Origin of the sequence: Actinokineospora fastidiosa, from assembly GCF_014648415.1 — a bacterium.
GTDB lineage: Bacteria > Actinomycetota > Actinomycetes > Mycobacteriales > Pseudonocardiaceae > Actinokineospora > Actinokineospora fastidiosa.
The window spans coordinates 225,342-252,024 of sequence record NZ_BMRB01000007.1; the positions used below are offsets into that span (position 1 = coordinate 225,342).

Below are 26,683 nucleotides of genomic sequence, written 5' to 3' on the forward strand. Positions count from 1 at the left end.
GGTGGCGCGACGGACCGGCGGGGGTGACCGATGGCCGAGGATCGGGTGGACCCGGTGCGCGGCTGGGAGCGCCTGCACGGCGAGGACGTCTCCGGCAACCGGCTGGCGGTCGGGTGGATTCGGCTGGTGCATGTGCTCGCCCGCCCGGTGCTGTCGGTGGCGCCGGACGCGCTCTCCGCGGCGGGGGTCGCCTCGGCGGCGGCCGCGGTGGGCGCCGCCGCGCTGGGCTTGACCTGGGCGGCGCTCGGATTGGTGCTGGTGTCGGGGTTGCTGGACGGGATCGACGGCGCGGTGGCGCTGCGGACCGGGCGGGCTCGGCCGCTGGGTGCTGTGGTCGACGCCGTGGCCGATCGGCTCGCGGACCTGTGCCTGATCGCGGTGCTGGTGGTGCTCGGCGGCGACGCGCGGCTGGCGGTGGCGGTGGCGGCCGCGGTGCTGCTGCACGAGTACGCCCGCGCACGCGCCCAGGGGGCCGGGATGGGCTCGGCGGGCGCGATCACCGTCGCCGAGCGCCCGACCCGGGTGATCCTGGTCGCGGTGACCTGCCTGGGCGCCGGGGTCGCGCCCTCGGGCCCGCCGGGCACCGGCTGGTCGTGGCCGATGGTGACGTTGTGGCTGTGGGTGGGGGTCGCGGTGGTGGGCGGGACGCAGTTGGCGGCGGGGATCCGGCGGGAGCTAGGCCGGGCCGATCAGGCGGGCGACGATCGCGGCGGACAGGGCGACCAGGGGTAGTCCGCCGCCGGGGTGGGCCGAGCCGCCGACCAGGAACAGCCCTGGCACGCGGCTGCGGTTGGCCGGGCGCAGCAGGGCGGCGCGGGCGCCGTTCGATGAGGACCCGTAGAGGGAGCCGCCCACCGAGCCGGTGTCGCGTTCCCAGTCCGCCGGGGTGCGGATGGCCCGGTGCAGGACGCGGTCGCGCACGTCGAGGCCGCGGGCGGCGAGCACGGCCAGCACCTTGTCGGCGTAGTCCTCGGCCAGACCGGGGGCGTCCCAGTCGACGGGACCGTGACGGGGGGCGTTGACGAGCACGAACCACGCCTCGTGACCAGGCGGAGCCACGGTGGGGTCGTCGGGGGAGCAGGCGTAGACGGTCGGGTCGTCGACCGGACGCGGCCGCTGGCCGAAGACGGCGTCGAACTCGGCGTCGTAGTCGGCCGGGAACAGCACCCGGTGGTGGCGTCGCGGCGTGGTCGTGCCGCGCAGGGCGAGCAGCAGCACGAACCCCGACAGCGAGGGCTGGGTGCGGGCCAGCGCGCGGCGGGCGCGGGCGGCGCGCGGGTCGGTGAGCAGGTCGCGGTGCAGGTGGTGGGCGTCGGCGTCGGAGACGACGATGTCGGCGGGCACGGATTCGCCCGCCACCCGCAGCCCGCGAACCCCTCGGCCGTCGGTGTCGATTCCGGTGACGGGCGCCGCGAAGTGGAATCGCACGCCCAGCTCGCGGCAGTGCGCGTGCAGGGCGTCGGCGAGGCGGCGCAGGCCGCCTTGGACGTACCAGCCGCCGTGGTGCTGCTCGATGTACGGCACGACGGTCATCAGCGCGGGCACCCGGCGGGGATCGGAGCCGGTGTAGGTGGCATAGCGGTCCAGCAGCATCCGCAGCCGCGGGTCGGCCAGGCCGCGCCCGGCGCCGCGCAGGGTCCGCCAGGGGGCGATGGCCAGCAGGTCACGCACGTTCCGGCTGTGGCGCAGCAGGTCCGGCACCCCGTTGAGCGGTCGGTGCAGCACGGGTTCGCCGACCAGGTCCCACAGCCGCCGTCCCCGGCTCATCAGGCGGGTCCACTGCTCGCCCGCGTCGGGGCCGAGCGCGGCGGCCAGGGCGGGGGCGACCTCGTGCTCGGCGTGCGGCAGGTCGAGCACCGAGCCGTCGGGGAACCGGTAGTGGCACAGCGGGTCGACCGGCACGATGTCCACGTGCTCGTCGAGGTCGCCGCCGGTCTCGGCGAACAGGTCGCGGTAGACGTGCGGCAGGGTGAGCAGCGACGGCCCGGTGTCGAAGGTGAACTCCCCGAGCCGGGTGACGCCGAGCTTGCCGCCGTACGTGGGCGCGGCCTCGAACACCGTCACCGCGTGCCCGGCGTGGGCCAGGCGCGCGGCGGCGGCCAGTCCGCCCATGCCCGCCCCGATGACGGCGACGTCGGCCATCAGCGGCCGCCGTGCAGGGCTCGGCCCTTCCACACCAGCGTGCCGCGGCGGCGGGCCCGCCATGAGCCGCCCAGCAGCGTCAGCAGCGCGGCCACCGACACCGGGTGCGCCAAGGCGTCCGGCCAGGCCCGGCCGCCGCTGGCGCGGGCGGTGACGACCCGCCCGAGCACCCCGGCTGCGTACCCGAGCAGCCCGGCCCGCGATCCGGCGACGGCGGCCAGCGGCGGCACCAGGAACATCCAGGCCAGCAGCGCCGCGACCCCGGCGGCGGCGACCGGGCTCCCGGTGGCCGACCACAGCGACTTCTCGTAGCCCGCGCGCACCTGCGCCCACCCCCGGTACATCCGGCACACGGCCACGGTGCTGCCGTCGACGACGACCCCGCGCCCGCCCGCGGCCTTGACCGCCCGCATCAGCGCGATGTCGTCGAGCACGGCGTCGGCGACGGCCGCGAACCCGCCGCACCGGGCCAGCATGGCCGCGTCGATGACCAGGAACTGGCCGTTGGCGGCGGTCAGCGACGGCCGGGCGGACCGCTCGGCGGCGCGCAGCGGCAGGAACGTCAGCCACGACCACTGCAGCAGCGGCTGCACGAGCCGGGTGGCGGCGTCCTCGGCCAGCTGACGGGGGAACGGCGACACCGCGTCCAGGTCGTGGGCGCGCATCACCGCCACCGCGGCGGCCACGGCATGCGGCGCGAGTTCCACGTCGGCGTCGACGAACACCAGCACCCGGCCGCGGGCGTGCCGGGCCAGCAGATCGCAGGCGTGCGGCTTGCCCGGCAGCCCCGGGGGCGGTTCGGGAGAGCTGATCAGGCGCACGCGCGGGTCCCCGGCGGCGATCTCGGCGACCAGCGCGGCGGTGCCGTCGGCGGAGCCGTCGTCGCACACCACGATCTCCAGGTCGGCCACGCCGCGCTGGGCCAGCAGCGACCGCAGGCACGGCCCCACCCGGTGGGCCTCGTCGCGCACCGGGAGCAACAGCGACACCGGCTCGAAGCACTCGCCCGGCGTCGCCGACGGCCGACGGAGCAACCGCGCGTTGACCAGCGCGTGCACCGACGACACCGCCGCGGCGACCGCCGCCACGCGCACCACCGCCCCGCTCACCGGTGCGCCCGCCACAGCGCGACCGCGAACGGGACCGCCACCACGCCCATGAGCAGCCCGCCGACCAGCGAAACCGCGGGCCGGCCGAAGAACGCCGCGTGCGCCCACACCGATGACCCGTAAGTCCACAGGTACAGCACCGGCGCCGGGCCACGCCGCAGCTGGCCATCCGATCGGGTGAACGCCACCAGGCCCGCGCTGATCAGGGTCGCCACGAGCAGCCACCCGGCGAAGTTCGTCAGCGGCACGCCCGCGACCCCGGGCAGCGCGGGCGTCGGGTCGGCCCAGACCCAGTGACCGGCGTCGACCATCTGCGGGTCCAGGAACACATCCCAGGACGCCAGCGCCCACCCCGCGACCGGCACGGCCAGCCAGCCGCGGCCCAACACCCGCCCGACCAGCGCCGCGGGCCACGCCATCATGATCCACGCCAGCGGCACGAGCACCGGCACGCCGACGAGCGCCGGGCCCAGCGAGCCGGTGTAGGCGTAGTCGCCGAACGGGAAACCCGTGTGCACCCCGACCGCCTCGGCGGCCAGCCCGCCCCCGCCCGCGACCGCGACCAGCGCGACGGCGGCCCGCGGCCCGCAGCGGGCCGCGGCGTCGAGCACCGACGCCGCGGCGAAGGCGACCACCGCCAGCACGGTCATGGCCGTGCGGTCCGCGGGCGCGGTCATCGAGTACACGATCTGCGCCACCACGGCCGTTGCGCCCAGCGCCCACGCCGCGATCGCCGCCGTGCGGAAGCCGGGGACGGCGCGCACGGACATGCGGCTGAGCATGGGTGAACCCTAAGCGCGGCAGGCGCGGTCGGCGCGGTGACCGGAAAGGCGCAGGCGCCCGAGGCCCCGATCCGGGGCCCCGGGCTTTCCAGCGCCCGTGACGGCGACCCGGCCAGCAGGCCGGTTGTGGCCGCGTGGGGCAGTCCGGTGTTCCCACCGGCTACCCGTTCGATGGCGCGGGAACCGCCCTCCGGGAGGCGGACCGGCGTCGGAGCAGGGCCCAGCGGCCCCGGTTGGGCACCGTCCACAGGTCGTGCCCGCGCAGGCCCCACCGGGCGAGCAGGGTGTTCGCGGCGAGGAAACCGCTGGTCGCGGCGCGTTCCATCAGCGCGACCGGCAGGTCGACGCGCACCAGGTCGCCTGCGACGGCCAGGGTGGGGTCCGGGGTGGACACCGTCGGCCGTTCGGTGAAGGTGCCGGGCGCGAACAGCGGGCAGTCGGCCTCCAGGACGTGCTGCCGGTGCAGCACCCGTGCGCCGCGCAGCTCCGGGTAGACCGTGTGCAGCTCCTTGATCAGCATCTGGGCGCAGTGGTCGGGGTCGGTGTCCCCGGGCAGGGCGTAGGCGTGCAGTTCGATGACCGACCCGCCGGTGCGGGCGCGCCAGCGGCGGGCCTCGCCCTCGAACAGGTCGACCACGCTGATGTTGTCGAGCAGCCGGTACCCGCTGGTGCCCAGGAACGCCGGGCGGTCCGGCCGCGCAGGGCGGTCCAGCCACAGCCTGGTGACCAGGAACGGCGGCGCGCAGGCCAGGCAGGCGACGCGTCGCCGCCACCGCGGGTCCCCCAGGTCGGGGGACGCGGCGACCAGTGCCCGCAGGCCGCCGACGTCGGTGGCGAGCACGACGCCGTCCGCGGTGTGCTCCGTTCCCGCCCGCACCCGGTAGCCCTCGTCGGTGCGCCCGATCCGCTCGACGGCGGTTCCGGTGTGGATCTCGGCGCGGAGGGAGAGCAGGTAGGCGTGCAGCGGGTTCCACAGGGTGTGCGGGTAGGGGTCGTCGGGCACGTCGAAGAGCAGGCCCTCGCTGGAGCCGAGGAAGTAGATGTGGAACATCGTCGCCAGCTCCGCGGCCGACAGCGCGCCGGGGTGGGCGAAGAAGCTGCGGGAGAACACCTCGAACGCCAGGTGCCGCGCGGAGGCCGGGAACCGCAGCTCGCGCAGGAAGGTGTCGGCGTCGATGGCGTCGAGTTCGTGGTAGACGCGGGGGAGGCTGACGTCGAACAACGCGCCCGCCGCGCGCGTGTTCATGCCCATGAGGTCGCGTGCGGAGAAGGTGGGGCTGCGCACCATGAACCCGGCCGCGTTCCACGGGGGTGTGCAGGGCAGTCCCACGAAAGTGTCCTGCGCGCCGTCGATGTGGCGCAGCGGGTAGTCCCCGATCGGGGCGAGCATGGACAGGTCGGGGTCGACGCGGCGCAGCAGGCCGCGCAGGTTGTAGTACTGGCGGAAGAACGCGTGGAAGCCGCGGGTCATGGTCGCGCCGTGGCCCGTCGTCCAGCCGCGCAGCCGCCCGCCCAGCTCGGCGTGGCGCTCGAACAGCCGGACCCGCACCCCGCGTTCGGCCAGCGCGACAGCGGCCGTCACCCCGGCGATGCCGCCGCCGACCACCGCCACCCGCGGCGCGTCGCCGTCGGCCCGGTCGCCGCCCGCGTGGGCGGGGTGCAGCACGGCCCGGCGGTCGCGCCCCGGGCGTGGCGGGGAGCTGCCGTCGAGCAACCAGGGCAACGCGACACGGGCCATGCCCTGATGCTGGCACCGGTGGTGCGCAGCGGCGATTCGACGCAGACGGCGGGTTCGCCTTCAGCTGCCGGCCGAACGCGCTCCCTTGAGCGGGTCGTGGCCCCAGTTCATCAGCGAGTAACGCCATCGGGTGTCGCTGATGTCGCCGTCGGGGCGTTGGGCGAGGTGGCGGTGGATGTAGCCGACGACCGTGCGCATGTGGGCAAGGTCGTCGTCGGTCAGGTCGCCGGGCTTCTTGCCGAGCAGGGTGAGGATGCGGCGGCCGGACGCGTGGCCGGTGGACTCGCCGCCGTCATCCTTCTGCCCCACGGCCTTCGAATCCTCGGTGTCCAGCCAGTGGCGCAGTTGCGTGGCGGTCATGTTCACCGCGTCGGAGAACTCCTTGCGCGTCGTCGCGGCGTCGTCGGTCATCCGGGCCTCCCGGTGCGTCGAGGGTGTCCGTTCAGGCGAGGGACACGTCCCAGCCGCCTGCGAGGGGACAGTGGCCCACGGCCTGGTCCACCAGCTGCCGCCGATCGTCAGTGTCCACATTAGGCAGTGCGACGACCAGGCGGGCCCGCAGGTCGTAGGCCTCCGCGCCGGACTCGCCGAGGGTGACCTCGGCCCGCACGCTGCTGCCCGAGGTGTCGTGGCCGCCCGAGGACGCGACGATGACCAGGCTCTGGTGCAGGCACGTGGCGAGGGCGGCGGCATAGAGCCGCTCGGGGTCCCAGCCGCCGCCGCTGCCCCCGAGCTCGGCGGGTTGGACGATCGCCAACGAGTCGGGCTCGGCGCCATCGACCTCGACGCGGCCGCCGTCACGGGAGACGGCCGCCGTGCTGTACAGCTTGGTTCCGTTCATCCTGGTCCACTCCTGTCGGTGCGTCTCAGGGGTGGTACCCGCTGCCGACCCGATGCACTCGACCGCCGGTGCGGCTCACGGCGGGTGCCCGCCGCCTGGGCGCCCACCGCGCCGGTCTCCCCGTCACCGGCTCCCGCGGCCGGATTCCGTCGCGATCGAGCGATGAGCGCATCAACCACGGCGGGCGTGGGTAGACCCGACCGGGAACGGCGGGTCGGAGGCATGCGATGGGGTATCCAAGCGCGACGAGGCGCCCGCCCGCGACCGCCCGCGCGGCGGGCGCGGCGGCCCGGTGGGCCGATCAGCGGTACCGGATGGCGGGCGGGCTGCGCCGCCAGTTCAACAAGGTGTTCCCGACCCACTGGTCGTTCCTGCTGGGCGAGATCGCCTTGTACTCGTTCATCGTGCTGCTGCTCAGCGGCACCTATCTGGCGTTGTTCTTCGACCCGTCGATGCAGGAGGTCGTCTACGACGGGTCGTATGTGAACCTGCGCGGCGTCGAGATGTCCCGGGCGTACGAGAGCACGCTGGAGATCTCCTTCGACATCCGCGGCGGACTGCTCGCCCGGCAGGTGCACCACTGGTCGGCGCTGCTGTTCGTCGCCGCGATGATCGTCCACATGATCCGGATCTTCTTCACCGGCGCGTTCCGCCGTCCACGGGAGCTGAACTGGGTCATCGGGGTGCTGCTGCTGGTGCTGGGCATGTTCGAGGGGTTCTTCGGCTACTCGCTGCCCGACGACCTGCTCTCCGGCACCGGCATCCGGGCGACGCTGTCGGGCATCGTGCTCAGCGTCCCGGTGATCGGCACCTGGACGCACTGGGCGCTGTTCGGCTCGGAGTTCCCGGGCGATGAGATCATCCCCCGGCTCTACACCCTGCACATCTTCCTCATCCCGGGCATCATGCTCGCGCTCATCGGGGTGCACCTGGCGCTGGTGTGGTACCAGAAGCACACCCAGTTCCCCGGCGTGCGGCGCACCGAGCGCAACGTCGTCGGCGTGCGGATCATGCCCGTGTTCGCGCTCAAGGCGGGCGCGTTCCTCGCCGTGGTCACCGGCGTGACGACGGCGATGTCCGGGCTGTTCCAGATCAACCCGATCTGGAACCTCGGCCCGTACAACCCCGCCCAGGTCTCGGCCCAGTCGGTGCCGGACTTCTACATGATGTGGGCCGACGGGCTCCTGCGCATCTGGCCGCCGTGGGAGATGTACCTCGGGGACTACACCGTTCCGGCGGTGTTCTTCGCGGGCGTCGGGGGACTGACGTTCTTCATCGGGCTCCTGCTGTTCTACCCGTGGATCGAACGCCGCCTGTCCGGCGACACCGCCCACCACAACCTCATCCAGCGGCCCCGGGACGCGCCCGTGCGCACCGGGCTCGGGGCGATGGCGCTGTCCGCCTACCTGATCATGACGCTGAGCAGCGTCAACGACACCATCGCGCTCACCTTCGACGTCTCGCTCAACGCCACCATCTGGGCCGGGCGCATCGGCCTGCTCGTGGTCCCGCCCATCGCCTACTACGTCGCCTACCGCGTCTGTCTGGGCCTGCAGCGCTCGGACCGGGAGGTGCTCGAGCACGGGGTCGAGACCGGGATCATCCGCCGCCTCCCGGAGGGCGGCTACATCGAGATCCACCAGCCGCTGGACGGAAAGGCGCTCGAGTACCAGGCCGCGCCCGTGCCCAAGAAGATGAACAAGCTCGGCGCGGCGGGCCGTCCGCTGCCCGGCAGCATGCTCACCCCCGACCCGCCGGAGGAGACCGTGGCGCTGGAACGCGCCCGCGAGCACGGCAGCACCGGCCACCCCATCGACCCGTCCCGCACCATCGGCGGCTGACCGTCCCGGGGTGGAGAAAGGCGGCATCCTCGTGCACCACGCAGTGCGGTCCCGCGCACCCAGCCACGACCCGGGGGCCGCGCGGTGGCGCGCGCGGACCCGCGCGGCCGTCGCCGACCACCTGGCCGCCTTCGTCCGGGACCGGTGCGCCGAGGACCTCGGCGGCAGCGAGGACACCGCCGTGCTGGGCGAGGTGCTCACCGACGTCGCCTCGGGCGGCAAGCTCCTGCGCTCGGCCTTCCTGATGGCCGGGTGGGCCTGCGGGGCCGCCGAGTCCCCGGCCGCGCTGCGGGCGGCGGCGAGCGTGGAACTGCTGCACTGCTTCGCGCTGCTGCAGGACGACGTCATGGACGAGTCGGCGACCCGGCGCGGGCGGGAGTCGGCGCACGTGCGGTTCGCGCGCTGGCACCGGGCCGCGGGGCTGACCGGGTCCGCGCGGCGGTTCGGGGAGTCGGCCGCGGTGCTCGCCGGGGACCTGTGCCTGGTGTGGGCCGACCGGCTGCTGCGCGAGAGCGGCCTGGCCGCCGAGGCGCTGGCTCGCGCGCGGCCGCGCTACGACGCGTTGCGCGCCGAGCTGGCCATCGGGCAGTTCCGGGACCTGGTCAACGACGCCCGCCGCGAGCCCAGCCTGGCCGACGTGCTCGCCGTCGCCCGGGCCAAGTCCGGCGACTACACCGTGCGCCGTCCGCTGGAACTGGGCGCCGAGCTCGCCGGGTGCCCGGCGGCGACGGTGGCCGCGCTCGGCCGGTACGGGTCGGCGGTGGGTGAGGCGTTCCAGCTCCGCGACGACCTGCTCGGCCTGTTCGGCGTGCCCGAGGCGACCGGCAAGCCGGTGGGGGAGGACCTGCGCGCGGGCAAGGCGACCAGCGTCGTGGTGATCGCGCGCGAGCGCGCCGACCCGGCGCAGCGCCGCATCCTGCGCGGCCTTGCGGGCCAGCCGGTGCTCACCGACGCCGACATCGCCCGCTACCTCGGGGTCATCAGCGAGACCGGGGCGCCCGAGCACGTCCGCCTCCTCATCGACCGGCGCCTCGCCCAGGCGGGCGCGGAGGTGGCGGTCCTGCCCGCGGCGGTCCAGGGTCGGCTGTCCTGGCTGGCCCGCTCCTGCGTCGACCGCGACCGCTGATGCGGACCGTCACCGGGCGCACCGATCGGGTGGTAGTCGTGGGCGCCGGGCTGTCCGGGCTCGCCGCCGCCCTGCACCTGGCTGGCCGCGGCCGCGAGGTCACCGTGCTCGAACGCGGCGCCGTCCCCGGCGGGCGCGCCGGTCGCCTCGACGCGGGCGGATACCGGATGGACACCGGGCCGACCGTGCTGACCATGCCCGACATCATCGAGCAGACCCTGGCCGCCGTCGGCGACAGCCTGTCCGCGCGGCTGGACCTGACCCCGCTGCACCCGGCGTACGAGGCGCGCTTCGCCGACGGCGCGAGCCTGCCGGTGCACACCGAGGCCGAGGCGATGACCGAGCAGGTGCGCGCCTTCGCCGGGCCTGCCGAGGCGCGCGGCTACACCCGGCTGCGCGCCTGGCTCACCGAGCTGTACCGGGTCGAGCACGACCGCTTCATCGCCGCCAACCACGACTCGCCGCTGTCGCTGCTCGGCGTCGACCTGGCCCGGCTCGCGGCCCTCGGCGGGTTCGGCCGCCTCGACGCCCGCGTCGGCAGGTTCCTCAGGGACGAGCGGCTGCGCCGGGTCTTCACCTTCCAGTCCCTGTACGCCGGGCAGTCCCCGCAGCGGGCGCTGGCCCTCTACGCCGTCATCGCGTACATGGACACCGTCGCCGGGGTGTGCTTCCCCCGCGGCGGCGTCCGCGCCCTGCCCGACGCGCTGGCCGCGGCCGCCGCGGACGCGGGCGTCAAGATCCGCTACGACGCCACCGTGGACGCCGTCGAGAGGGCAGGCAGGCGGGTCACCGCGGTGCGCACCACCGACGGCGCCTCCTACCCCTGCGACGCGGTCGTGCTCACCACCGAACCGCACACCGCCTACCGGCTGCTCGGCGCCACCCCCCGCCGCCCGGTGCCGTTGCGCGCGGCACCGTCGGCGGTGGTGCTGCACGTGGGCGCGGACCGGACCTGGGACACCGCGCACCACACCATCAGCTTCGGGCACGCCTGGCGCGCCACCTTCGACGAGATCATCAACAGGGGCTCGCTCATGGGCGACCCCTCCCTGCTCATCACCCGCCCGACCGCCACCGACCCCGCTCTGGCCCCGGCGGGCGGTGATGTGCTCTACCTGCTGGCCCCGGTGCCCAACCTGCGCGCCGGGCCCATCGACTGGGCGCGCCGCGGCGCGGACTACGCGGCGGAGGTCATGGCCACCGCCGAGCAGCGCCTGCTGCCCGGCCTGTCCGCCCACGCGCGCGTCCTGCGGGTGGTCACGCCTGCCGACTGGGCCGCGCAGGGCCACGTCGACGGCACGCCGTTCAGCTACGCCCACACCCTCGCCCAGACCGGGCCGTTCCGCCCGGGCAACCTCCCCCGCTCCACCGACAACGCCGTCCTGGCAGGCTCCGGCACCGTTCCCGGCGTCGGCGTCCCCACCGCCCTGGTCTCCGGCCGCCTGGCCGCCGACCGCATCACCGGCATCCCCCGGAGGATCCCGTGACCCGACGCGAACTCGACGCCGCAGGCATCACCGATCCCGGCCTGCGCCGCGCCTACACCGCCTGCCGTGCCCTCAACGCCCGCCACGGCCGCACCTACTTCCTCGCCACCCGCCTGCTCACCCCGGCCCAGCGGCCCGCCGTGCACGCCCTCTACGCCTTCGCCCGCTATGTCGACAACCTTGTGGACGAGCCCGGCACCGCGACCCCCGACGACGTCGAGGCCCACATCGACACCACCGAGCACGCCCTGCGCCTGGGCCTGTCCGAGGGCGCCAGCGGCCACCCCGTCATCGCCGCGCTCGTCGACACCATCGACCGCCACGCGATCGATCCCGGCCTGTTCGCGGCCTTCCTGCGCTCCATGCGCATGGACCTCGTCCTGCGCGACTACCCCGACCGCGCCGCCCTCGCGACCTACATCCACGGCTCCGCCGAGGTCATCGGCCTGCAGATGCTGCCCGTCCTCGGCACGATCGCCGACCCGGCCGACGCCGCGCCCGCGGCCGCCTCCCTCGGCGCTGCCTTCCAGCTCACCAACTTCATCCGCGACGTCGCCGAGGACCTCGACCGCGGTCGCGTGTACCTGCCCGCCGACGAACTCGCCGCCTTCGCCGTCGACCGCGACCGCCTGGCCTGGTGCCGCCGCGCCGGGCGCGCCGACCACGCCGTGCGCCGCGCCATCGCCGACCAGATCGCGCGCACCCGTGCCGTCTACGCCCAGGCCCGTCCCGGGATCGCCATGCTCGCGCCGCTGTCGCGGCCCTGCGTCGAGACCGCGCTGATCCTCTATTCGGAGATCCTCGACCGCGTCGCCGCGATGGACCACGACGTCTTCGCCGCGCGCGCCACCGTTCCCACCCGCCGCCGTGCCGGGGTCGCCGCCCGCGCCCTGGCCCGCGTCGCCCGGCTGCGGGCGGCGGGGGTCCGGCAGGCGGAGGGCTTCGCGCCGGTCCGGTGAAAGGGACGTCTTCGCATGCGCTTCCTGGCGGCGTGGTACCCGGTTCGCTCGATGAGCGGTGAGGAGCGTGCCATGGCCGAGGACAGGTTTCGCAAGGGCGACAAGGTGGAGTGGAGCAGCCACGGGGGCAAGGCGGTCGGCGAGGTCGAGGAGGAGATCACCGAGGACACCGAGGCGGCGGGCCGAACCGTGCGCGCGTCCAAGGAGGACCCGCAGTACCGGGTCCGCAGTGACAAGAGCGGGAAGGACGCGGTGCACAAGCCCGGAGCGCTGCGTCGCGCCGAGGATTGAGGGCGGCCCTCGCTATAGCCGCTGGCGGATGGCGCGGTGCGCGCATGGGGCCGGCAGCCGGTTGGGCGCGATCGTCATGCTGGCGGCCGGATGGCGGTTGCGGTCCTGGCCGTTGTTGCCGTGCGACGGTCGACGACGATCCCGTCACCCTTGTCCGAGGCGCCGCAGGGACAAGGCGAGGGCGGCGAGCAGGCGCGGGGTGAGCGTGCCCGTGCCGAGGCCGATCTCGGTGAGTTCGTCGAACGCGCGCTGATCGTGCCGGGCCGCGGTGGTGGCGACGTCGAGCGGCCACGGGCGGCGGGTGACGCGGGCGAGCAGGTCGGTGTGGCGCAGGTGCCTCCCCAGCCGCTCGCGCAGTGCGTGCCGGTAGGCACGGGCGGGCTGGGGTGTCAGCGCGGCCGCTCCGGCCAGGCTGCCGGAGAGGACGGCGTAGTGGATGCCCTCGCCGGTGAGCGGGTTGATGAGCGACGCGGCGTCGCCCGCCAGGAGGACCCGGCCGTGGCCGATGGCGGGACGGCCGGGGGACAGGGGCAGGCGGTGGCCGCGCAGCGGTGTGGGCGCGCAGCCCGGGAGCAGGTGGTGCAGCCGCGCGGTCAGGTGGGCGCGGGTGGGCGCGGGGCCGAGGAGGACCTCGCCGTAGCCGACGTTGGCGGTGCCGTCGCCGACCGGGAAGGCCCACGCGTAGGCGGGCCAGCGGGTCGCGTCGAGGGTGATGACCTGCTCGCCGTCCGGCCACGGGTGGGACGGGGCGTACCCGCGCACGGCGACGGCGACCGTGCCCCGGGGCGCGGCCCGGGCGCCGCATTGCCGCCGTACCACCGACTCCGCGCCATCGGCCCCGATCACGACCCCCGCCCGGATCTCCCCGTCGACGAGCACCGCCGCGCCCTCGGGGGCGATCGTGCGGACCCGTCGCCTGCGCAGCACCGCGCCCGCTGCCTGGGCCGCGCGCACGAGCCGGTGGTCGAGCACCTTGCGCGGCACCACGAACGCAGGCCGCGCGAACGGCCGGGCGGCCTCGACGCCGCGCGGGGACACCAGCCGGAGCCGGGTGATCGGCGCGGTCCCCGCCGTGAGCCCGTCGACGCCGAGCGCGGCGAGCAGGTCCACCGCGTGCGGGGCGATCCCGTCGCCGCACACCTTGTCCCGGGGGAAGTCCGCGGCGTCCAGCAGCAGGACGCGGGCGGCCGGGTCGGCGCGCAGCGCGGCGATGGCCGCGGCCGAGCCCGCAGGCCCCGCGCCGACCACCACGACGTCCCAGTCGACGCGGGTCCGCATCCGCCCACCGTAAAACCGGCGAACCGGCCCGGCAGGGATCGTCCACCCGATCGGTGGGCCGCCCGGTCGCCCCAGCCCCGGCCGATAGTGCGGTTGGGGTGGCGTGCAGGACGCTGTCGGCGTCGGCGAGCGGGGGTCGTCGGCGCGCTGAGCATTGCGCTACACGAGGAGGTCGTACGCGACTTGTTGCAGGTTCTTACCGGGCCGGTAGCGACGCGTGCCGAGGGCGACGACCGCGGTGTCCGTGGCCGGGCGGAAACCCAGGAACGCCTCTTGCCCGGGCGTGCCACCGGAGTGGAAGAGCACCGGGCCGTTGTCGTAGGAGTGTTCGAACCAGGTGAGGGTGTGGGTGTGCCGCTGCCCGAACCCGTGCCGCACGGCGGGGCGGCGCACCATGCGCAACGCCTGTTCCAGCGCTGGCACGCTTTCCGGGTGCAGGTGGGCCTCCAGGTAGGTGAGCAGGTCGTCAGGAGCGGCTCGGACGGCGCCCGCCGCGGTGAAGGCGGCCGGGTCGAACAGCGGCACCCGCCGCTGGGATCGGTACCCGTGGCCGACGGCGTCGACGGCCGGATCGCCCTGTGGGGCCAACGCGGTCTCGGTGAGGCCGAGTGGGGCGAGGACCTGCTCGGTCAGCAGCCGCTCGAACGGTTCGTGCACCGCGCCTGTGATGGCGTGCCCCAGCAGCGCGACGCCGAAGTTCGAGTAGCGCCACCGCGTTCCGGGTTTGGAGAGCGGCCTGCTGCGGGCGAAGGCCGTCAGCAGCCGCTCGGTCGTGTACCCGGCGTAGGGGTTGGTGAACCAGCGTGGCAGCGCGTGCCGGTAGAAGTCCGTCGGCAGCCTCGGCAGCCCGGAGGTGTGCGTGATCAGGTGGAACAACGTGATCGCGTCGCGGCGGGCGCTGCCGGGGCCGACCGGCAGGTGTCGGACGGCCGGGTCGGCGAGCCCGACCACGCCCTCGGCGGCGAGCTGGGCCAGCAGCAGCCCGGTGAACGTCTTGGACACCGACCCGATCTCGTAGCGCAGGTTCGCCCGCGCCGACGCGTCCCGCCCGGACGTGCCGCCGGTGACGACCATCCGCCGACCTCCTCGCGAGCAGGCGAGCACCACGTCGGGGATGTCGGTGTCGGCCACCGCGGCGGTCAGCCGGTCGGCGTCGAGGGCGGCGGCGGTCACGGCGCAGCCGGGTTCAGTGCGGCGAGCGCGTGCGAGGTGGCCATGGTGGCGGCGAAGGCCGCGACGATGGTCGGGTGGTGCACGAGGTCGAACACCTCGTCCGGGGGTCCGCTCGGCATCGCGCCCTGCACGGGCATGGCCCCGGTCGGGCTCTGCGCCTCGGCGTAGTGCCGCCAGACCTCCTCGTCGAGCGCGGGGGCAGGCAGGCAGGTGTCGACGATCAGCAGCTCCCCGAGCAGATCCCAGTGCCGCAGTTCGGCCCACTCGTCGATCCACACTGGCAGCCACAGGGCGAGGTACTCGGCCAGGTCGGGTGGCAGACCGGCCGGGCACCGCCCCCAGTCGGTGAGGTGGAACACCGTGTGGGTGACGGTGTAGGCGAGGTTGTACTCCACCGTCCACGGCTCCGGGGTGTGCCCGAGCCAGGTGCGCCGCGCCGCCTCGGCGACATCGGCGTAGGCGGGGAGGTCCGCCCTGGCGGCAGCGCGCATCATGCCGAGACGGCGGTTCGGGAGGGCCTCCAGCGCCCGCCAGCTGGTGGTCCTGGACACCACCCGCAGGTGTTCCTCGATACCGGCGTGCCGCAGACCCAGCTCCCGGAACGGCACGTAGACCTCCATCGGGATCGGGCTCAGCGGCTCGTCGCGCAGCATTGCGGCCAGCACGTCGCCCGCCTTGAGCAGGTCCCGCCAGGCGAAGTCGAGCAGGCCGTCGAGCTGTGCGGACTGGCGCGACCCCGCGACCCCCTCGCGGAGCAGCACCGCGCCGATGACGGCCAGCTCGCCGACGGGCTTGAGCGCCTCCCTGGCCCTCCCGGCGGACGTGCTGCGCGGCCGGAAGTGCTCGCGGTTGGCGACGAGCCAGTTCAGCGCGCCGACCCCGACACGGTGCGGCACCTCGGGCGACATCGGGCGCCCGGTCATGACCGGACGCTCCCGGTCATCGACCGCCGCACGGTCAGCGCGGCGCTGAACGCCGTCACCAGGGTGGAGTGGTAGTGGTGGCGGAAGCCGCCGTCGCGCGCGAGTTCGGCGGTCTCGGCGACGGCGCCGTCCGCGCCCTGCGCCGAGGCCAGCACGGCCCAGGCCTGCGCCACGTCCATCGGCTCGGGGAGGACGGCGGCCACGGCCAGCAGCTCGCCCGCCAGGTCCCAGTGGCCCGCCTCCACCGAGCAGGTCAGCCACGCGGGCAGCCACAGCCGCAGGTGCTCGCGCAGCTCGGCGGTCAGCCCGCCCGGCTCGGTGCACCAGTCGGTGAGGTGGAAGACGGTGTGGGTCGCGGCGTAGCCCGCCTCCGCGGTGAACGACCACGGTTCGGCCCCGCCGCCGAGCCAGGTCTCCCGCAGGGCCGCCAGCGGGTCGCGGTGTCGGGGCAGCCCGGCGTCGTGTTCGGCGCCGAGCACGGCCAGGGTCCGGGTGGCGCCGCGCTCGGCGGTCCGCCAGGCCCGCGTGCCGGTGATGTGCCGCAGCTGCGCGTCGAACCCGGGGTGGCGCAGTCCCGCGCGCGCGAACACGGCGTAGATCTCCAGCGGGTACGTGGCGAACGGCTCCCGCCTGGCGATCGCGGCCAGCACCTCGCCCTGTCCCGTCTCCCGCCAGGCGAACGCGAACAGCTCGTCGGCCAGCCGCCGGTCCTCCGCCCCCAGCACGTCCTGCGCCAGGACCACCCGGATCAGCCGAGCCAGTTCCCCGAGCGGGCGCAACGTGACGTCGCGGTCGTGCCGCGGGTCCTCCGGCTCCTCGGGCAGGCGGAAGTCGTCCCGGTGCGCGTTCAACCACCGCAGCGCCGCCGAGGCCACGCCGGACACCTCCGGCTCCTGGTGGGTGAGCTGCGCGCTGGTCATGCCACCGGGCTCCGGCGCAGGATCCTGGCCACCCGGACGTGCAACGCGACCCGCGCGTCGCCCGCGCCCATCAGCTCCACGAAGTCCAGACCCGCGTCCAGCCCCAGGGACTCGGGCACCCCGTTCACCGCGGCCAGCCACCGCCCGGCGCCCGCCGCCTGCGGCCAGTCGCTGCGCCGCACCGCGCGCACGAAACCCCGTGCCAGGTCCTCGACCCGGCGCTCGGCGAGCGCGGTCAGCGACGAGGGCGCGAGGGCGGCCAGCATCGCGACCCCGGCGAGCTGGTGGGTGAGCCCGGGCCACGACTGGTCGGCCAGCCACCCGGTCTCGGGCTCCCCGACGCCCGGCCGCGCCCGTCCCAACGCGACCAGCGCCCCCCAGTGGCTCCACCGGCTGACCGGCGAGCCGGGGTTCGGCGGGAACCGCCTGAGGGCGCCGTCCAGCAGCGCCACCTCCGCCTCTGTGGCAGACCGCGATGTAAGGGTGCTCGGAGCGAGCACATCCGCTCCGAGCACCCTGGCGGCCGCCAACACGACCGGATCGTCCGCACCCGCCTGCACGTCGAGCGATGCCTCCGCGTCGAGGGCGAGGACGACCGCGCTGGCCAACTCCTGCACGCTGTCGGCGACCGCGCGGCCCGGTGCGTTCAACCGCTCGCCCACGCTCAGCGCTTGGGCCGAGGCGTCGGCGGCGCCAGCAGGCCGACGCCTGCGGCCAGCAGGAGAAGCGCGCACTTCTCCGTCTCGCGGAACACACCCTCCGGCTCCGGCGCGTTCAGCAGCGCTTCCACCTCATCGGTCAACTCCGATGTGCGAACCGGCGCGATGTCCAAGACGGACATATGATCATCTCCTCAATTCGATTTCGTGCACCAACGGTGATTCCCACTGTGAGCTTCCGGTGGCGTCTCTCCCAGAGCGGCGCGGCAAATTCACTCGGTCGTGTCACGGGTGCTCCACCCTTCTGAGTGGTGAAGTCTGCGGTGGATTGTCCGGTATGCGCCCTGCCTTTATCGGGTGGGACATTCCCGGCGAGAGTGTCGCCAGAGGGCCGTCCCCAAGGCGCTGACGTGCGCGAACCGCTCCGGTGGCGATCACCCGCATTCCGATCGTCAATGGCCCGGCGGGTCGGACTCGGCGGTGGGGACGACTGAAATAACTGACTCGTCAACCGATATGCGGATCTTTCTGGAGAGTGATCTCTGCGCGGCCGTCTTTCGGGGACGGAAAGATCGTCGGGTCGACGGGCGAGGGATTAAACGGGAGCGGGGGGAATTGATTGACGTGTGAAGCGTCATCAAGGCCGGGATATCGTTTTGACGAACGTCCGGCCGCCGAGACCGGGCCCGTCCGGCGGGGGCGGTCCGTCCTGCTTCTGCGCATGAGCGCCCTCTCCTCTCACGCCTGGTGAGCGCGACGGGGGCTCATCCAGTCCGCGTTTGGTCGACGGACGCGGGTGGTACTGAACGGTCCGTCGCAAGCGAGGTTGGAGGACTCTTGACCATCACCGGAATCATCACCGCGATCGTCATCGGCCTTGTCGTGGGCGCCTTGGCCAGGCTGCTCCTGCCCGGAAGGCAGAACATCCCCGTCTGGCTGACGATCGTGGTGGGCATCGTGGCCGCGCTGCTGGGCACGGCGCTCGCCAGGGCGCTGGGCATTCCCACCGCCACGTCGGGGATCGATTGGCTGGAACTGGTCGTCCAGGTCATCGTCGCGATGATCGGCGTGTCCCTGGTGGCGGGCTTCTACGGCAAACGCCGTGTCCGGTCCCGACTGTGACACGCAGTCCCTAAACCCCTATCACTGCAGGCAAAGGAGTTCGGTGGACAGACCTTCCCTCGGGGTGGAGGAGGAGTTCGTTCTCGTCGACGGGGACGGGCACCTCGTCCAGGCGGCGCCGGAGATCCTGGCCGAGAGCGCGGATCGCGGCCTGGATCTGAAGGCGGAACTGCTGCGCTGCCAGGTCGAGTCCGCGACGGGCGTCCACACCGATGTGGACGCCCTGCGCGCGGACATCGCCCGCTCCCGGGCCGCGCTGATCGAGGCCGCGGCGGGCCGGGGGCTGCGACTGCTGGCCACCGGCACGCCCGTGCTCGGCGAGGAGTTCGACGCCCTGCTCGGGCCGGACACCCGCTACCGCCGCATCCACTCCCGGTTCGGCTCGATGGTGTTCAGCGGCCTCACCTGCGGCTCGCACGTCCACGTCGAGGTGGCCGACCGCGAGGTCGCCGTCCAGGTCGTGAACCACCTGCGCCCCTGGCTTCCCGTCCTGCTCGCCATCTCCGCCAACTCCCCGTTCAACGACGGCCGCGACACCGGCTACGCCAGTTCCCGGCACCTGCTCTGGAGCCGCTGGCCCACCGCCGTGCCCCCGCCCTACCTCGACTCGGCCGCCGACTACGACACCCGCGTGCGGGCGCTGGTCGACACCACGGCCGCGATGGACCTCAAGATGGTCTACTGGGAGGTCCGCATCTCCGACCACCTGCCCACCATCGAGGTCCGCGTCGCCGACGTCCTGCCCACCGCGGACGAGGCCGCGCTCTTCGGGGTCCTGGTCCGCGCCCTGGTCACCGAGTTCATCGACCTGGTCGCCCGCGCCCTGCGCGCCCAGCCCGTCCCGCAGGACATCCTGCGCGGCAGGCTCTGGCGCGCCGCCCGGGACGGGCTGGCGGGCCAGTGCGCGGACCCGGTCACCGGCCACCTCCGTCCCACCCTCGCCGTCGCCGACGACCTCATCGCCCGGCTGGACGACCCCGCCGAACGCGCCCTGGCCGCCCGGGTCCGGGCCCGCTGGCACAGCGCGGGAGGCGGAGCCGAACGCCAGCGCCGCGCCTACGCGGAGTCGAACTCCCTCGACGGCGTGATCGACCACATCGTCAGGGAGACCGCGCAGGGCGTGTAACTGTCCGTTGTAGACTATGGTGCGTGATGAGCCGACTCCGGCCCGTCAATTCCCGGCCAGCAGCCTGGTGACGGCGCGCCGCAGAGTGTCTATATCGGACTGCCTTGGCCCGCCGGAGCGCAGGACCCGCCGAGTGAGGCCGTAGGGCAGGTCGACGACCGCGAGGATGACGTCCTCCAGCGGTATCCCGGTCTCCTCGGCCAGCGCCCTCACCGCCGCCTCCAGTCGGGTGTTGTTCCCCGCCGCCCGCGTGGCCAGGTCCGGCGAGACCTCGCCCCGCAGGAGGTCGGCCAGTCCGTGGCGCAGCAGCAGGCCAGCGTCCGCCGGGTTCTTCGCGCACCAGGTCGGCACCAGCACCGCCGCGTCGACGGCCCGTTCCCTGGCTGCCCTGTCCGCGCTCTTGTCGTCCGCTCCCGGCTCCGCTGCCGACAGGAATGCCGTGAGGAAGCGGTCCTGAGCGCGCAGCCACGCCGCCGCCACCAGGTCGTCGCGGCGGGGGAAACGGTGGTAGATCGACCCGCTCGGCGCGCCGAGGGCCGCGGCGACCGCCCGCGCCGACGCCGCGGCCGGGCCGCCCGCCAGAACCAGGGCGCGGGCTGTGTCGAGCATCGCGTCGGGGGAGTGCTTGACGGGTCGGGGCACGTACTAGAGAGTACCCTCTATTACTGGGCAGGGGGAGAGATGATCAAGAACGTGCACACCAGGACCGTCGCCGAAGGCGTGGGGGCCCTGATCGACACCCTCGCCGGGCCGGACGACCGGCTGTGGCCCCACGACCACTGGCCCGCGATGCGCTTCGACCGGAGCCTCGCGGTCGGCGCGGTCGGTGGGCACGGCCCGGTCGGGTACACCGTCGAGGAGCACGTGCCCGGCAGGCGCGTGCGCTTCCGGTTCACCGCGCCGGACGGCTTCGACGGCTACCACGAGCTCACCGCCGAGGGCGCCGAGTTGCGACACGAGCTGGTCATGTGCGCACGGGGCCTGGCCCGGCTGTCGTGGCCGCTGGTCTTCCGCCCTCTTCACGACGCGCTTATCGAGGACGCCTTCGACCTCGCCTGCCGGGAGATGGGCGTGCCGCACCGCCCGGCGCGGTGGTCGGCCTACGTCCGGCTGCTCCGCGCCGTTCTGCGGCGGATGGAGTCGCGGAAGGGGGCCACAGCGAGTCCGTACCGAGCGGACCGCCGCACCGCTGACCGGGATCCCCGACGGCGTCGAGTCACCGACCCACGGCGCGGGTAGCGGACGTGGCGGTCGCCGCCGCCCGGTGGGCCTCGGTCGAGGTCGACAGCGGGACGTGGACCGTGACTGCCTGCCCGATGCGGGTCACACGGCGGTGGTGGCCGCCTTCTTGGACTTGGTGGCCTCGTTGATCGCCTGGGCGTAGTTCGCGGAGGTGAAGCCGGTGGACCCGGCGCATTTCCTGATGTCGTCGTAGAGCCAGAGGAAGCCGCCCGCGATCTTGTCGCAGTCCTTCTTCCAGGAGCTCATCTTCTTCTTCATCTCGTCGGGCGAGTCGCCCTGGTCGCAGGGCTTGCCTGCGGAGGTGGCGTGCCTGCACCACAATCCGGGGAAGACCGCGACGTCCTTCAACTCCGTCGACCACTCGCACAGGCACTTGGCGTCGGCGTTCCGCCACCCGCCTTCGTAGCACTGCACGTAGGCGCGGTCCACGATGGCGCCGAGGTCCGCCTTCACCTTGGCCCAGTATTCCTTCATCTTCTGGTACGGCGCGAACGTGAATTTGTAGCCGAGCTGGCCGGCCATCTTGGCGAAGGCGACCGTCGAGCTGACGTCGTAGCATTTCTCGTCATCGTTGTTGATCGCGTCCGCCCCGGTGATCTCCTTCAGCTTCTTGAAGTTGCGGTAGAGGACGCTCGTGGGGCCCGTGCCGTGCTGCTGCTTGATGAGTGCCGCGATGTTCTCCCAGTCCTTCGCGGGCGGGGCCGAGCCGACCGACACCTCGATGCGGTTGACGGAGGAGGGCTTGTCCGTCCTGAGGGACTTCAGCAGCGGAGGCCATGCCTTGTCGCCGACGTACTCGCCGTCCGAGATGATCTTGACGCTGTTGTAGAACAGGTCGCCGTCCTTGGTGTCGGCCCCCTTAACGGCGACGTGGATGCTCCACAGGATGACCGTCGTGAAGCCGGATTTCCGCAGGTCCGCGATGACCTGCGCGGCGTCCTTGTCGTCCGGGTAGGTCGGCCCGCCGACGAAGACGGCCGACTGACCGTTGGACGCGGTCGACGATTGCGCCGCGATGTGGTCCATGGTGCTCCTCCTCGCCTGTCCGGGACGGATACCCCTTCCGGCCCCGACGGGGCGGTGCCGTACGCGAACCCCACCGCATGAGGTGAGCGCTTCCGGGGCGCTGGCACGTCCACCGCTCGTCAGCGTCACCATCCCCGATGCCAGGCGCTTCTGGTGAGTGGCCTGCACCCGGAGCGGTGACCCGTCTGCCACAGTCCCAGCTCGGGAGGCGCTGCGGCGGGTGTGAAGCGTCGCGCTCGCTGTGATCGAGCAGGCCGTGTCCGACGCTCGTCTGCGAAACAGGCGGCACCATGTGGTTGCGGTGACCCTGGCCGGATGCGGCCAACGCCCGAGGACCGCCCTCGCCCCCTGCGACCCTGGGCGCATGCGCCGCATCCTGATCCTCGGAACCATGCTGGCCCTCGCCGGATGCGGGGACCCCGCGAACCCCTCCACCACGTCCCCGGACGCCCAGGCATCCCGACCCGCCGCTACCCGTGCTCCGACGAGCAGCACCGCGCCCACTTCGTCAACCACCACGACCACGACGCCGGTGGACCGGGACTGCGCGGACTGCCCCAGGGTCGCCGCCGGACAGCGGGTGCCCCTGCCCGCCGGAGCCAACGGCACCCTGAGCGTGAGCGCGGTCCGCGACGGCACGGTGACACTCGCGGGCGACGTGGCGGGCAGGCTCGAGTGCGTGACCATCTGCAACATGTCCTCGACCGGCGCAGGCACCACCATCAAGTTGAACGTGCCCGGAGCACTCAAGGTCAACGAGGTGCGCGTTGACGTCCTTGCCATCGACGCAGGCAAAGCAGTCCTGAAGATAGTGCAGGTCTAGGCCCCCCACCCGGTGGTCCGGGGAGCGGCGGTCGATGTCGGCGGTGGCCGCAACCGCGATCGGCTGCCATCGACCTAGCAAATCTCCTGCGCTTGGAGTAGACATTCGGTCGCGGGTGCGTGTAAGGTTCTGGTTGTAGCGAGAGAGACAACGTCGAGCAGGCGCGGGAGATGACGGAACTACCCGCGAGGTGAGACAACGGTCCGACCGTGCTGAACCGCGATGCACGGGGACCGGCCGGGACCGGGCAGTCGGTGGTCCCGGTGAGCTGGTGCAGGACGTGGGCGGGGATCGTACGCCCACGGAGTGAAGTCGGTTAGCAGTGAAGAAGGCGGTCAGGTGTGCCGGAACCGGTCAGTGAAGGGGTTCCGGCACGCCTGACCTGCGACGTCAGTGGTGCTGGAAGCCGTCAAGGCATGAGGTTCCGGCCGCTGATGACCGCATCGAGACCGGGTAGGGAAACAGGAGAAGGAAGGGAGAGGGCGCATCATTGGATCGCCCGCCGTGGCTGTCTATCGCCGGGCGGGTACCGCAGGCCCATCGGATTGGTAGGTGGTTCTCGGTTACAGACTCGCGATCCCCGCGCGATCCAGGCCTCGGCCGGACGTCGCGGGTACGGAAAGCCGGCCTCACGGTCGGTTGACAATGGTGGAACCCAACCCCTGGGCCCCTGGGTGTCGTGCGACGACACCCGGGGGCCCTCGTGATGTGGAGGTGGAATGACCCCTGACCATCCCGACGCGCCCGCGCCGAGCGCGGGCGACAGGTTCGACGACGAGCACTACCCCGCCTACACCATGGGCCGGGCCGCGGACATGCTGGGCACCAGCCAGGGATTCCTGCGCAGCCTTGATGAGAACGGGCTGATCCAGCCGCAGCGCTCCGCAGGCGGGCACCGCCGCTACTCCCGCCACCAGCTGCGGGTGGCCGCGCGAGTGCGGGAACTGGTCGACCAGGGCACCCCGATCGACGCTGCCTGCCGCATCATCACCCTCGAAGACCAACTCCACGAAGCCCGACAGCGCAACGCCGAACTCCACCCCTCCGACTGAACCCGCGCGGTGTGCCGCGCGCACGCGGCACACCGGCACGCGTCGCGCGGGGATTGCGTGCCTCGTCGGTAGCGCTTGCCCGGCGGGTCACGAGGTGTGGCCACGTGCTATTCGGACCGCCACGACTGACCGGGTCATCGGCACCACGCCCGAGGCCACCCTCGACACGGCCCTGCGGACGATGGCCCAGGCCGGGGTCCGCCACCTGCCGGTGATCGCCGAGAGCCCGGGTCTCGGGCTGCTCACCCAGACCGCGATCACTCCTGGGGCGGGGCGGCCTTGCGCAGCCTGCTGGCGAGGACGGCGGCCTGGGTGCGGCGCTCGATCTGCAGCTTGGCCAGCACCTTGGAGACGTAGTTCTTCACCGTCTTCTCGGCCAGGAACATGCGCTCGCCGATCTGGCGGTTGGTCAGCCCCTCGCCGATGAGGTCGAAGACGTTGCGCTCCTGCTCGGTGAGGCTCGCCAGCGGGTCGGACTCGGTGCGCTCGCGGCGGATGCGCTCCAGCAGGGCGGTGGTGGTGCGGGCGTCGAGCAGCGAGCCGCCCGCGCCGACGGTGCGCACGGCGGCGACCAGGTCGGTGCCGAGCACCTGCTTGAGCACGTAGCCGGAGGCCCCGGCCATGATGGCCTCGAAGAGGGCCTCGTCGTCGGCGAACGAGGTCAGCATCAGGCAGCGCAGCCCGGGGTCGCGGGAGCGCAGCTCACGGCACAGCTCGACGCCGTTGCCGTCGGGCAGGCGCACGTCCAGCACCGCCACCTCGGCGCCGCTGACCGGCACCCGCACCAGGGCCTCGGCCACCGAGCCCGCCTGCCCGACCACCTCGAACTCGGGCACGTCCTCGAACAGGTCGGCGATGCCCCTGCGGACGATCTCGTGGTCGTCCACCAGGAAGATCCGTGTCATCGAAACAGCCTCCTCGCGCTCCACACCCAGCCTAGGACCGGGGGAGACCGGGGGCAGCCGACCGCCGACCCCGCCGATGAGGGACCAAAGTCCCTACGCGGCCGCACCCGCCCTGACCACGACCTCCGGGGCCACCGGCCCGACGGCCGCGCGCACCTGGGGCAGCGCGCAGGCGGACAGCCCGAGCGCGGTGGCGGCGAGCAGCACCGCGCTGGTCGCCGCCCCGGCGCGCAGCCGGTCCGCCACGGTGGCCCCCGGGGTGCTGAGCACCAGCAGCGAGCCGGGGCCCTCGCTCCGGCCGCCCCCGAGGGCGGGCACCAGCGCCGCGCGGGCCGGGACGACGACGGCCGTCACCCCCATGGCCTCGGCCGCGGCCGTGAGCGCGTCCGCCTGGTCCGGCCGCAGCGCCCAGCCGAGGTAGGGGCGACGGTCGGCGCGACACCGCACCAGCGCGGCGGCACGATCGATGTCGGACGGCTCCGCGGCGCGCGGTGAGAAGGCCAGGGCGGCCAGGTGGCCACGCGCACGCGGCTCGCGCACCGCGGCCTGCCAGCCGAACGCCGCGAACGCGAGCACGGCGGCGTGCAGCGCGGCACCCGCGGCGAGAAACGCCGTGTCCGGTGCTGGTTCCCCGTGCTCCTGGGGAGTCGTGCGCTGCCGGGTGCCCGCGAGCCGCAGGCGTGGGCGTTCGGTGGCAGAAATCGTTTCGTCCTGGAAGTCCGCGATGCGCAGGCCCAAGCCGCCGGGGAGCGGGTCCCAGCGCCATCCCGCGGCGCCGAACGGGTTCTGCGCCCGCCCTGCCACGCCCAGTGCGGCGCGGACGGTGGTGCTCTCCGGGCACTCCTGCGTCATCTCGCTCCTTCCACGCCCGTCATCGATGTCCAGTCCACATCGGCCTCCGGGGGCGCGCCAGGGTCCTCGCGCACCGGGCGCGTGGGGACCAAAGACCCAGCGCGGTGGTGCTCTCCGTTGCTGTTCCCGGGACTCGGCGTCGGGCGATCGTGGAGGGGAATCGAACGAGGAGGAGTTCATGTCGGTCAACAGCGCCCCGGTCGTCGTCGGGGCTGACGGTTCGCAGTCGAGCCTGGACGCGGTGGCGTGGGCGGCGCGGGAGGCCGCCGCGCGGGAGACCGGGCTGCGCGTGGTGCACGCGTTCATCTGGCCCAAGCTGGGCGTCCCGCTCGGCCCGGCCGAGTTCGGCGACTCGACCGGCGGCCTGCGCAACGAGGCACGCCGGATCCTCGTCGACGCGGTGGGCCGCGCCCGCGAGGCCGCGCCGGACATCGAGATCGACACCGCGATGCCGGAGACCGCGCCCGTCCCCGCGCTGCTGCGCGAGGCAGGCTCGGCCTGCATGGTCGTGTTGGGCTCGCGCGGGCTGGGCGGGTTCTCCGGGCTGCTGCTCGGGTCGACCGCCGTCCAGGTCGCCGCGCACGCCCCGGTGCCGGTCGTGGTGGTCCGCGAGGGCGACCCGGACGCCCGGACGGTGGCCCGCGGGGACGTCGTCGTCGGCGTCGACGGCTCGCGGAACTCCGTCGACGCCATCGCCTTCGCCTTCGCCGAGGCCCAGCGCCTGGGCACCGGGGTCCTGGCCATCACCGTCAGCCCCGCGCGGATCGCGGACCCGGTGGCCACCGGGGTCCTGCTGGCCGACGACGAGGACCCCGTGCCCGCCCTGGCCCTCGCCGAGTCCATGGCGGGATGGGCGGAGAAGCACCCGGACGTGCCGGTGCGCCGCGCGGTCACCCACGGCCACCCGGCCAGGGCCCTCACCGACATCGCCGCCGGGGCGACGCTGCTCGTGGTCGGCTCCCGGGGCGCGGGCGGCTTCCGCGGCCTGCTGATGGGCTCGGTGAGCCAGGGCGTCCTCCACCACGCGACCTGCCCGGTCGCCATCGTCCGCGCACAGTCGTAGACAGCGGCGGTAGAGCCGCCGGAAGTGGCGCACGCGCACCACGCGACCGCGACGTCAAGCCGCGGCCTCCGATACATCAGGAGGCCGCGGCTTGCCTGTTCTGTCCCGGCTGGCTGCGGGAGGTCGCCTGGCAACCGGCACCGGCTGAGCCCGCCGACGCCCGCACCCGGCGTTGCCCTCGCCGCCGCCGACACCCTGTCTCC

Annotated in this window: 28 protein-coding genes; 12 read left to right on the forward strand and 16 right to left on the reverse strand. The window is 73.7% G+C overall.

The features are described 5' to 3' along the window. The first annotated feature begins 30 nt into the window (after positions 1-30). Positions 31-732 (forward strand): CDP-alcohol phosphatidyltransferase family protein, encoded by a 702-nt coding sequence (locus IEY98_RS28510; RefSeq protein ID WP_189213760.1) that lies wholly within the window; start codon positions 31-33, stop codon positions 730-732. Here IEY98_RS28510 and IEY98_RS28515 read toward each other — a convergent pair. The 6 genes from IEY98_RS28515 to IEY98_RS28540 all read right to left on the reverse strand — a co-directional run bounded on the left by IEY98_RS28515 (position 676) and on the right by IEY98_RS28540 (position 6,612). Continuing rightward, complete coding sequence (locus IEY98_RS28515) at positions 676-2,142, reverse strand: phytoene desaturase family protein (protein WP_189213761.1); 1,467 nt, start codon at positions 2,140-2,142, stop codon at positions 676-678. The genes IEY98_RS28510 and IEY98_RS28515 overlap by 57 nt on opposite strands. Next, positions 2,142-3,251, reverse strand: a complete 1,110-nt coding sequence (locus IEY98_RS28520; protein WP_229787635.1) for a glycosyltransferase family 2 protein — start codon at positions 3,249-3,251, stop codon at positions 2,142-2,144. Before IEY98_RS28520 ends, IEY98_RS28515 begins: the two co-directional genes overlap by 1 nt. Beyond that, complete coding sequence (locus IEY98_RS28525; RefSeq protein WP_229787637.1) at positions 3,248-4,033, reverse strand: carotenoid biosynthesis protein; 786 nt, start codon at positions 4,031-4,033, stop codon at positions 3,248-3,250. Before IEY98_RS28525 ends, IEY98_RS28520 begins: the two co-directional genes overlap by 4 nt. Positions 4,034-4,193: 160 nt before the next feature. After that, entirely contained in the window at positions 4,194-5,771 is a 1,578-nt protein-coding gene (locus tag IEY98_RS28530) for an FAD-dependent oxidoreductase (RefSeq protein WP_189213762.1), read from the reverse strand. A gap of 60 nt (positions 5,772-5,831) precedes the next feature. Then, entirely contained in the window at positions 5,832-6,182 is a 351-nt protein-coding gene (locus tag IEY98_RS28535) for a DUF3140 domain-containing protein (RefSeq protein WP_189213763.1), read from the reverse strand. A 31-nt stretch (positions 6,183-6,213) separates the two neighbouring features. After that, positions 6,214-6,612, reverse strand: coding sequence for an OsmC family protein (locus tag IEY98_RS28540; RefSeq protein WP_189213764.1), 399 nt, complete (start codon positions 6,610-6,612; stop codon positions 6,214-6,216). A 227-nt stretch (positions 6,613-6,839) separates the two neighbouring features. Here IEY98_RS28540 and qcrB point away from each other — a divergent pair, with 227 nt between their 5' ends. The 5 genes from qcrB (at position 6,840) to IEY98_RS28565 (ending at position 12,316) form a co-directional block, all read left to right on the forward strand. Further along, on the forward strand, positions 6,840-8,453 hold the full coding sequence (gene qcrB / locus IEY98_RS28545) for a cytochrome bc1 complex cytochrome b subunit (RefSeq protein WP_189213765.1): 1,614 nt from the start codon (positions 6,840-6,842) through the stop codon (positions 8,451-8,453). 10 nt (positions 8,454-8,463) lie between these two features. Continuing rightward, a complete protein-coding gene (locus tag IEY98_RS28550) occupies positions 8,464-9,579 on the forward strand; it encodes a polyprenyl synthetase family protein (RefSeq protein WP_229787639.1) in 1,116 nt (371 codons plus the stop codon). Continuing rightward, positions 9,579-11,066, forward strand: coding sequence for a phytoene desaturase family protein (gene crtI / locus IEY98_RS28555; protein ID WP_189213766.1), 1,488 nt, complete (start codon positions 9,579-9,581; stop codon positions 11,064-11,066). The genes IEY98_RS28550 and crtI overlap by 1 nt, the downstream gene beginning before the upstream one ends. Beyond that, positions 11,063-12,025, forward strand: coding sequence for a phytoene/squalene synthase family protein (locus tag IEY98_RS28560; RefSeq protein ID WP_189213767.1), 963 nt, complete (start codon positions 11,063-11,065; stop codon positions 12,023-12,025). Before crtI ends, IEY98_RS28560 begins: the two co-directional genes overlap by 4 nt. A gap of 72 nt (positions 12,026-12,097) precedes the next feature. Continuing rightward, complete coding sequence (locus IEY98_RS28565; RefSeq protein WP_189213768.1) at positions 12,098-12,316, forward strand: hypervirulence associated TUDOR domain-containing protein; 219 nt, start codon at positions 12,098-12,100, stop codon at positions 12,314-12,316. Between the two features lie 144 nt (positions 12,317-12,460). Here the strand turns inward: IEY98_RS28565 and IEY98_RS28570 are convergent, their stop codons facing one another. The 6 genes from IEY98_RS28570 to IEY98_RS28595 all read right to left on the reverse strand — a co-directional run bounded on the left by IEY98_RS28570 (position 12,461) and on the right by IEY98_RS28595 (position 17,451). Then, positions 12,461-13,594, reverse strand: a complete 1,134-nt coding sequence (locus IEY98_RS28570; protein WP_189213769.1) for an NAD(P)/FAD-dependent oxidoreductase — start codon at positions 13,592-13,594, stop codon at positions 12,461-12,463. Positions 13,595-13,753: 159 nt separating this feature from the next. Continuing rightward, a complete protein-coding gene (locus tag IEY98_RS28575) occupies positions 13,754-14,767 on the reverse strand; it encodes a serine hydrolase domain-containing protein (protein ID WP_229787641.1) in 1,014 nt (337 codons plus the stop codon). Next, positions 14,764-15,690: a DUF6895 family protein gene (locus IEY98_RS28580; RefSeq protein ID WP_229787643.1), complete on the reverse strand. Its 927-nt coding sequence runs from the start codon at positions 15,688-15,690 to the stop codon at positions 14,764-14,766. Before IEY98_RS28580 ends, IEY98_RS28575 begins: the two co-directional genes overlap by 4 nt. Next, complete coding sequence (locus tag IEY98_RS28585; RefSeq protein ID WP_189213770.1) at positions 15,687-16,610, reverse strand: DUF6895 family protein; 924 nt, start codon at positions 16,608-16,610, stop codon at positions 15,687-15,689. The genes IEY98_RS28580 and IEY98_RS28585 overlap by 4 nt, the downstream gene beginning before the upstream one ends. Further along, a complete protein-coding gene (locus IEY98_RS28590; protein ID WP_229787645.1) occupies positions 16,607-17,272 on the reverse strand; it encodes a hypothetical protein in 666 nt (221 codons plus the stop codon). Before IEY98_RS28590 ends, IEY98_RS28585 begins: the two co-directional genes overlap by 4 nt. 2 nt (positions 17,273-17,274) lie before the next feature. Then, positions 17,275-17,451, reverse strand: a complete 177-nt coding sequence (locus tag IEY98_RS28595; RefSeq protein WP_189213771.1) for a hypothetical protein — start codon at positions 17,449-17,451, stop codon at positions 17,275-17,277. A gap of 655 nt (positions 17,452-18,106) precedes the next feature. Between IEY98_RS28595 and IEY98_RS28600 the strand changes: the two genes are divergently transcribed. Both IEY98_RS28600 and IEY98_RS28605 read left to right on the forward strand, forming a co-directional pair. Further along, positions 18,107-18,391 carry a GlsB/YeaQ/YmgE family stress response membrane protein gene (locus tag IEY98_RS28600; RefSeq protein ID WP_189213772.1) on the forward strand — a complete coding sequence of 95 codons (285 nt, stop codon included), beginning with the start codon at positions 18,107-18,109 and terminating at the stop codon, positions 18,389-18,391. A 43-nt stretch (positions 18,392-18,434) separates the two neighbouring features. After that, positions 18,435-19,517: a carboxylate-amine ligase gene (locus IEY98_RS28605; RefSeq protein WP_189213773.1), complete on the forward strand. Its 1,083-nt coding sequence runs from the start codon at positions 18,435-18,437 to the stop codon at positions 19,515-19,517. Between the two features lie 45 nt (positions 19,518-19,562). Here IEY98_RS28605 and IEY98_RS28610 read toward each other — a convergent pair whose 3' ends face one another. After that, positions 19,563-20,159, reverse strand: a complete 597-nt coding sequence (locus IEY98_RS28610; RefSeq protein WP_189213774.1) for a TetR family transcriptional regulator — start codon at positions 20,157-20,159, stop codon at positions 19,563-19,565. 39 nt (positions 20,160-20,198) lie between these two features. On the opposite strand from IEY98_RS28610, the gene IEY98_RS28615 reads away from it, so the two are divergent. Further along, positions 20,199-20,756, forward strand: coding sequence for an SRPBCC family protein (locus tag IEY98_RS28615; protein ID WP_189213775.1), 558 nt, complete (start codon positions 20,199-20,201; stop codon positions 20,754-20,756). Between the two features lie 84 nt (positions 20,757-20,840). Here IEY98_RS28615 and IEY98_RS28620 read toward each other — a convergent pair whose 3' ends face one another. Further along, complete coding sequence (locus tag IEY98_RS28620; RefSeq protein WP_189213776.1) at positions 20,841-21,785, reverse strand: lysyl endopeptidase; 945 nt, start codon at positions 21,783-21,785, stop codon at positions 20,841-20,843. 364 nt (positions 21,786-22,149) lie between these two features. Between IEY98_RS28620 and IEY98_RS28625 the strand changes: the two genes are divergently transcribed. Both IEY98_RS28625 and IEY98_RS28630 read left to right on the forward strand, forming a co-directional pair. Next, positions 22,150-22,608 (forward strand): hypothetical protein, encoded by a 459-nt coding sequence (locus IEY98_RS28625; protein ID WP_189213777.1) that lies wholly within the window; start codon positions 22,150-22,152, stop codon positions 22,606-22,608. 719 nt (positions 22,609-23,327) lie between these two features. Beyond that, a complete protein-coding gene (locus IEY98_RS28630; protein WP_189213778.1) occupies positions 23,328-23,660 on the forward strand; it encodes a helix-turn-helix domain-containing protein in 333 nt (110 codons plus the stop codon). A gap of 257 nt (positions 23,661-23,917) precedes the next feature. Here IEY98_RS28630 and IEY98_RS28635 read toward each other — a convergent pair whose 3' ends face one another. After that, positions 23,918-24,565, reverse strand: a complete 648-nt coding sequence (locus IEY98_RS28635) for a response regulator transcription factor (protein WP_189213779.1) — start codon at positions 24,563-24,565, stop codon at positions 23,918-23,920. 93 nt (positions 24,566-24,658) lie between these two features. Next, positions 24,659-25,417 (reverse strand): hypothetical protein, encoded by a 759-nt coding sequence (locus tag IEY98_RS28640; protein WP_189213780.1) that lies wholly within the window; start codon positions 25,415-25,417, stop codon positions 24,659-24,661. 178 nt (positions 25,418-25,595) lie between these two features. On the opposite strand from IEY98_RS28640, the gene IEY98_RS28645 reads away from it, so the two are divergent. Continuing rightward, positions 25,596-26,480, forward strand: coding sequence for a universal stress protein (locus tag IEY98_RS28645; RefSeq protein WP_189213781.1), 885 nt, complete (start codon positions 25,596-25,598; stop codon positions 26,478-26,480). Positions 26,481-26,683 lie beyond the last annotated feature (203 nt).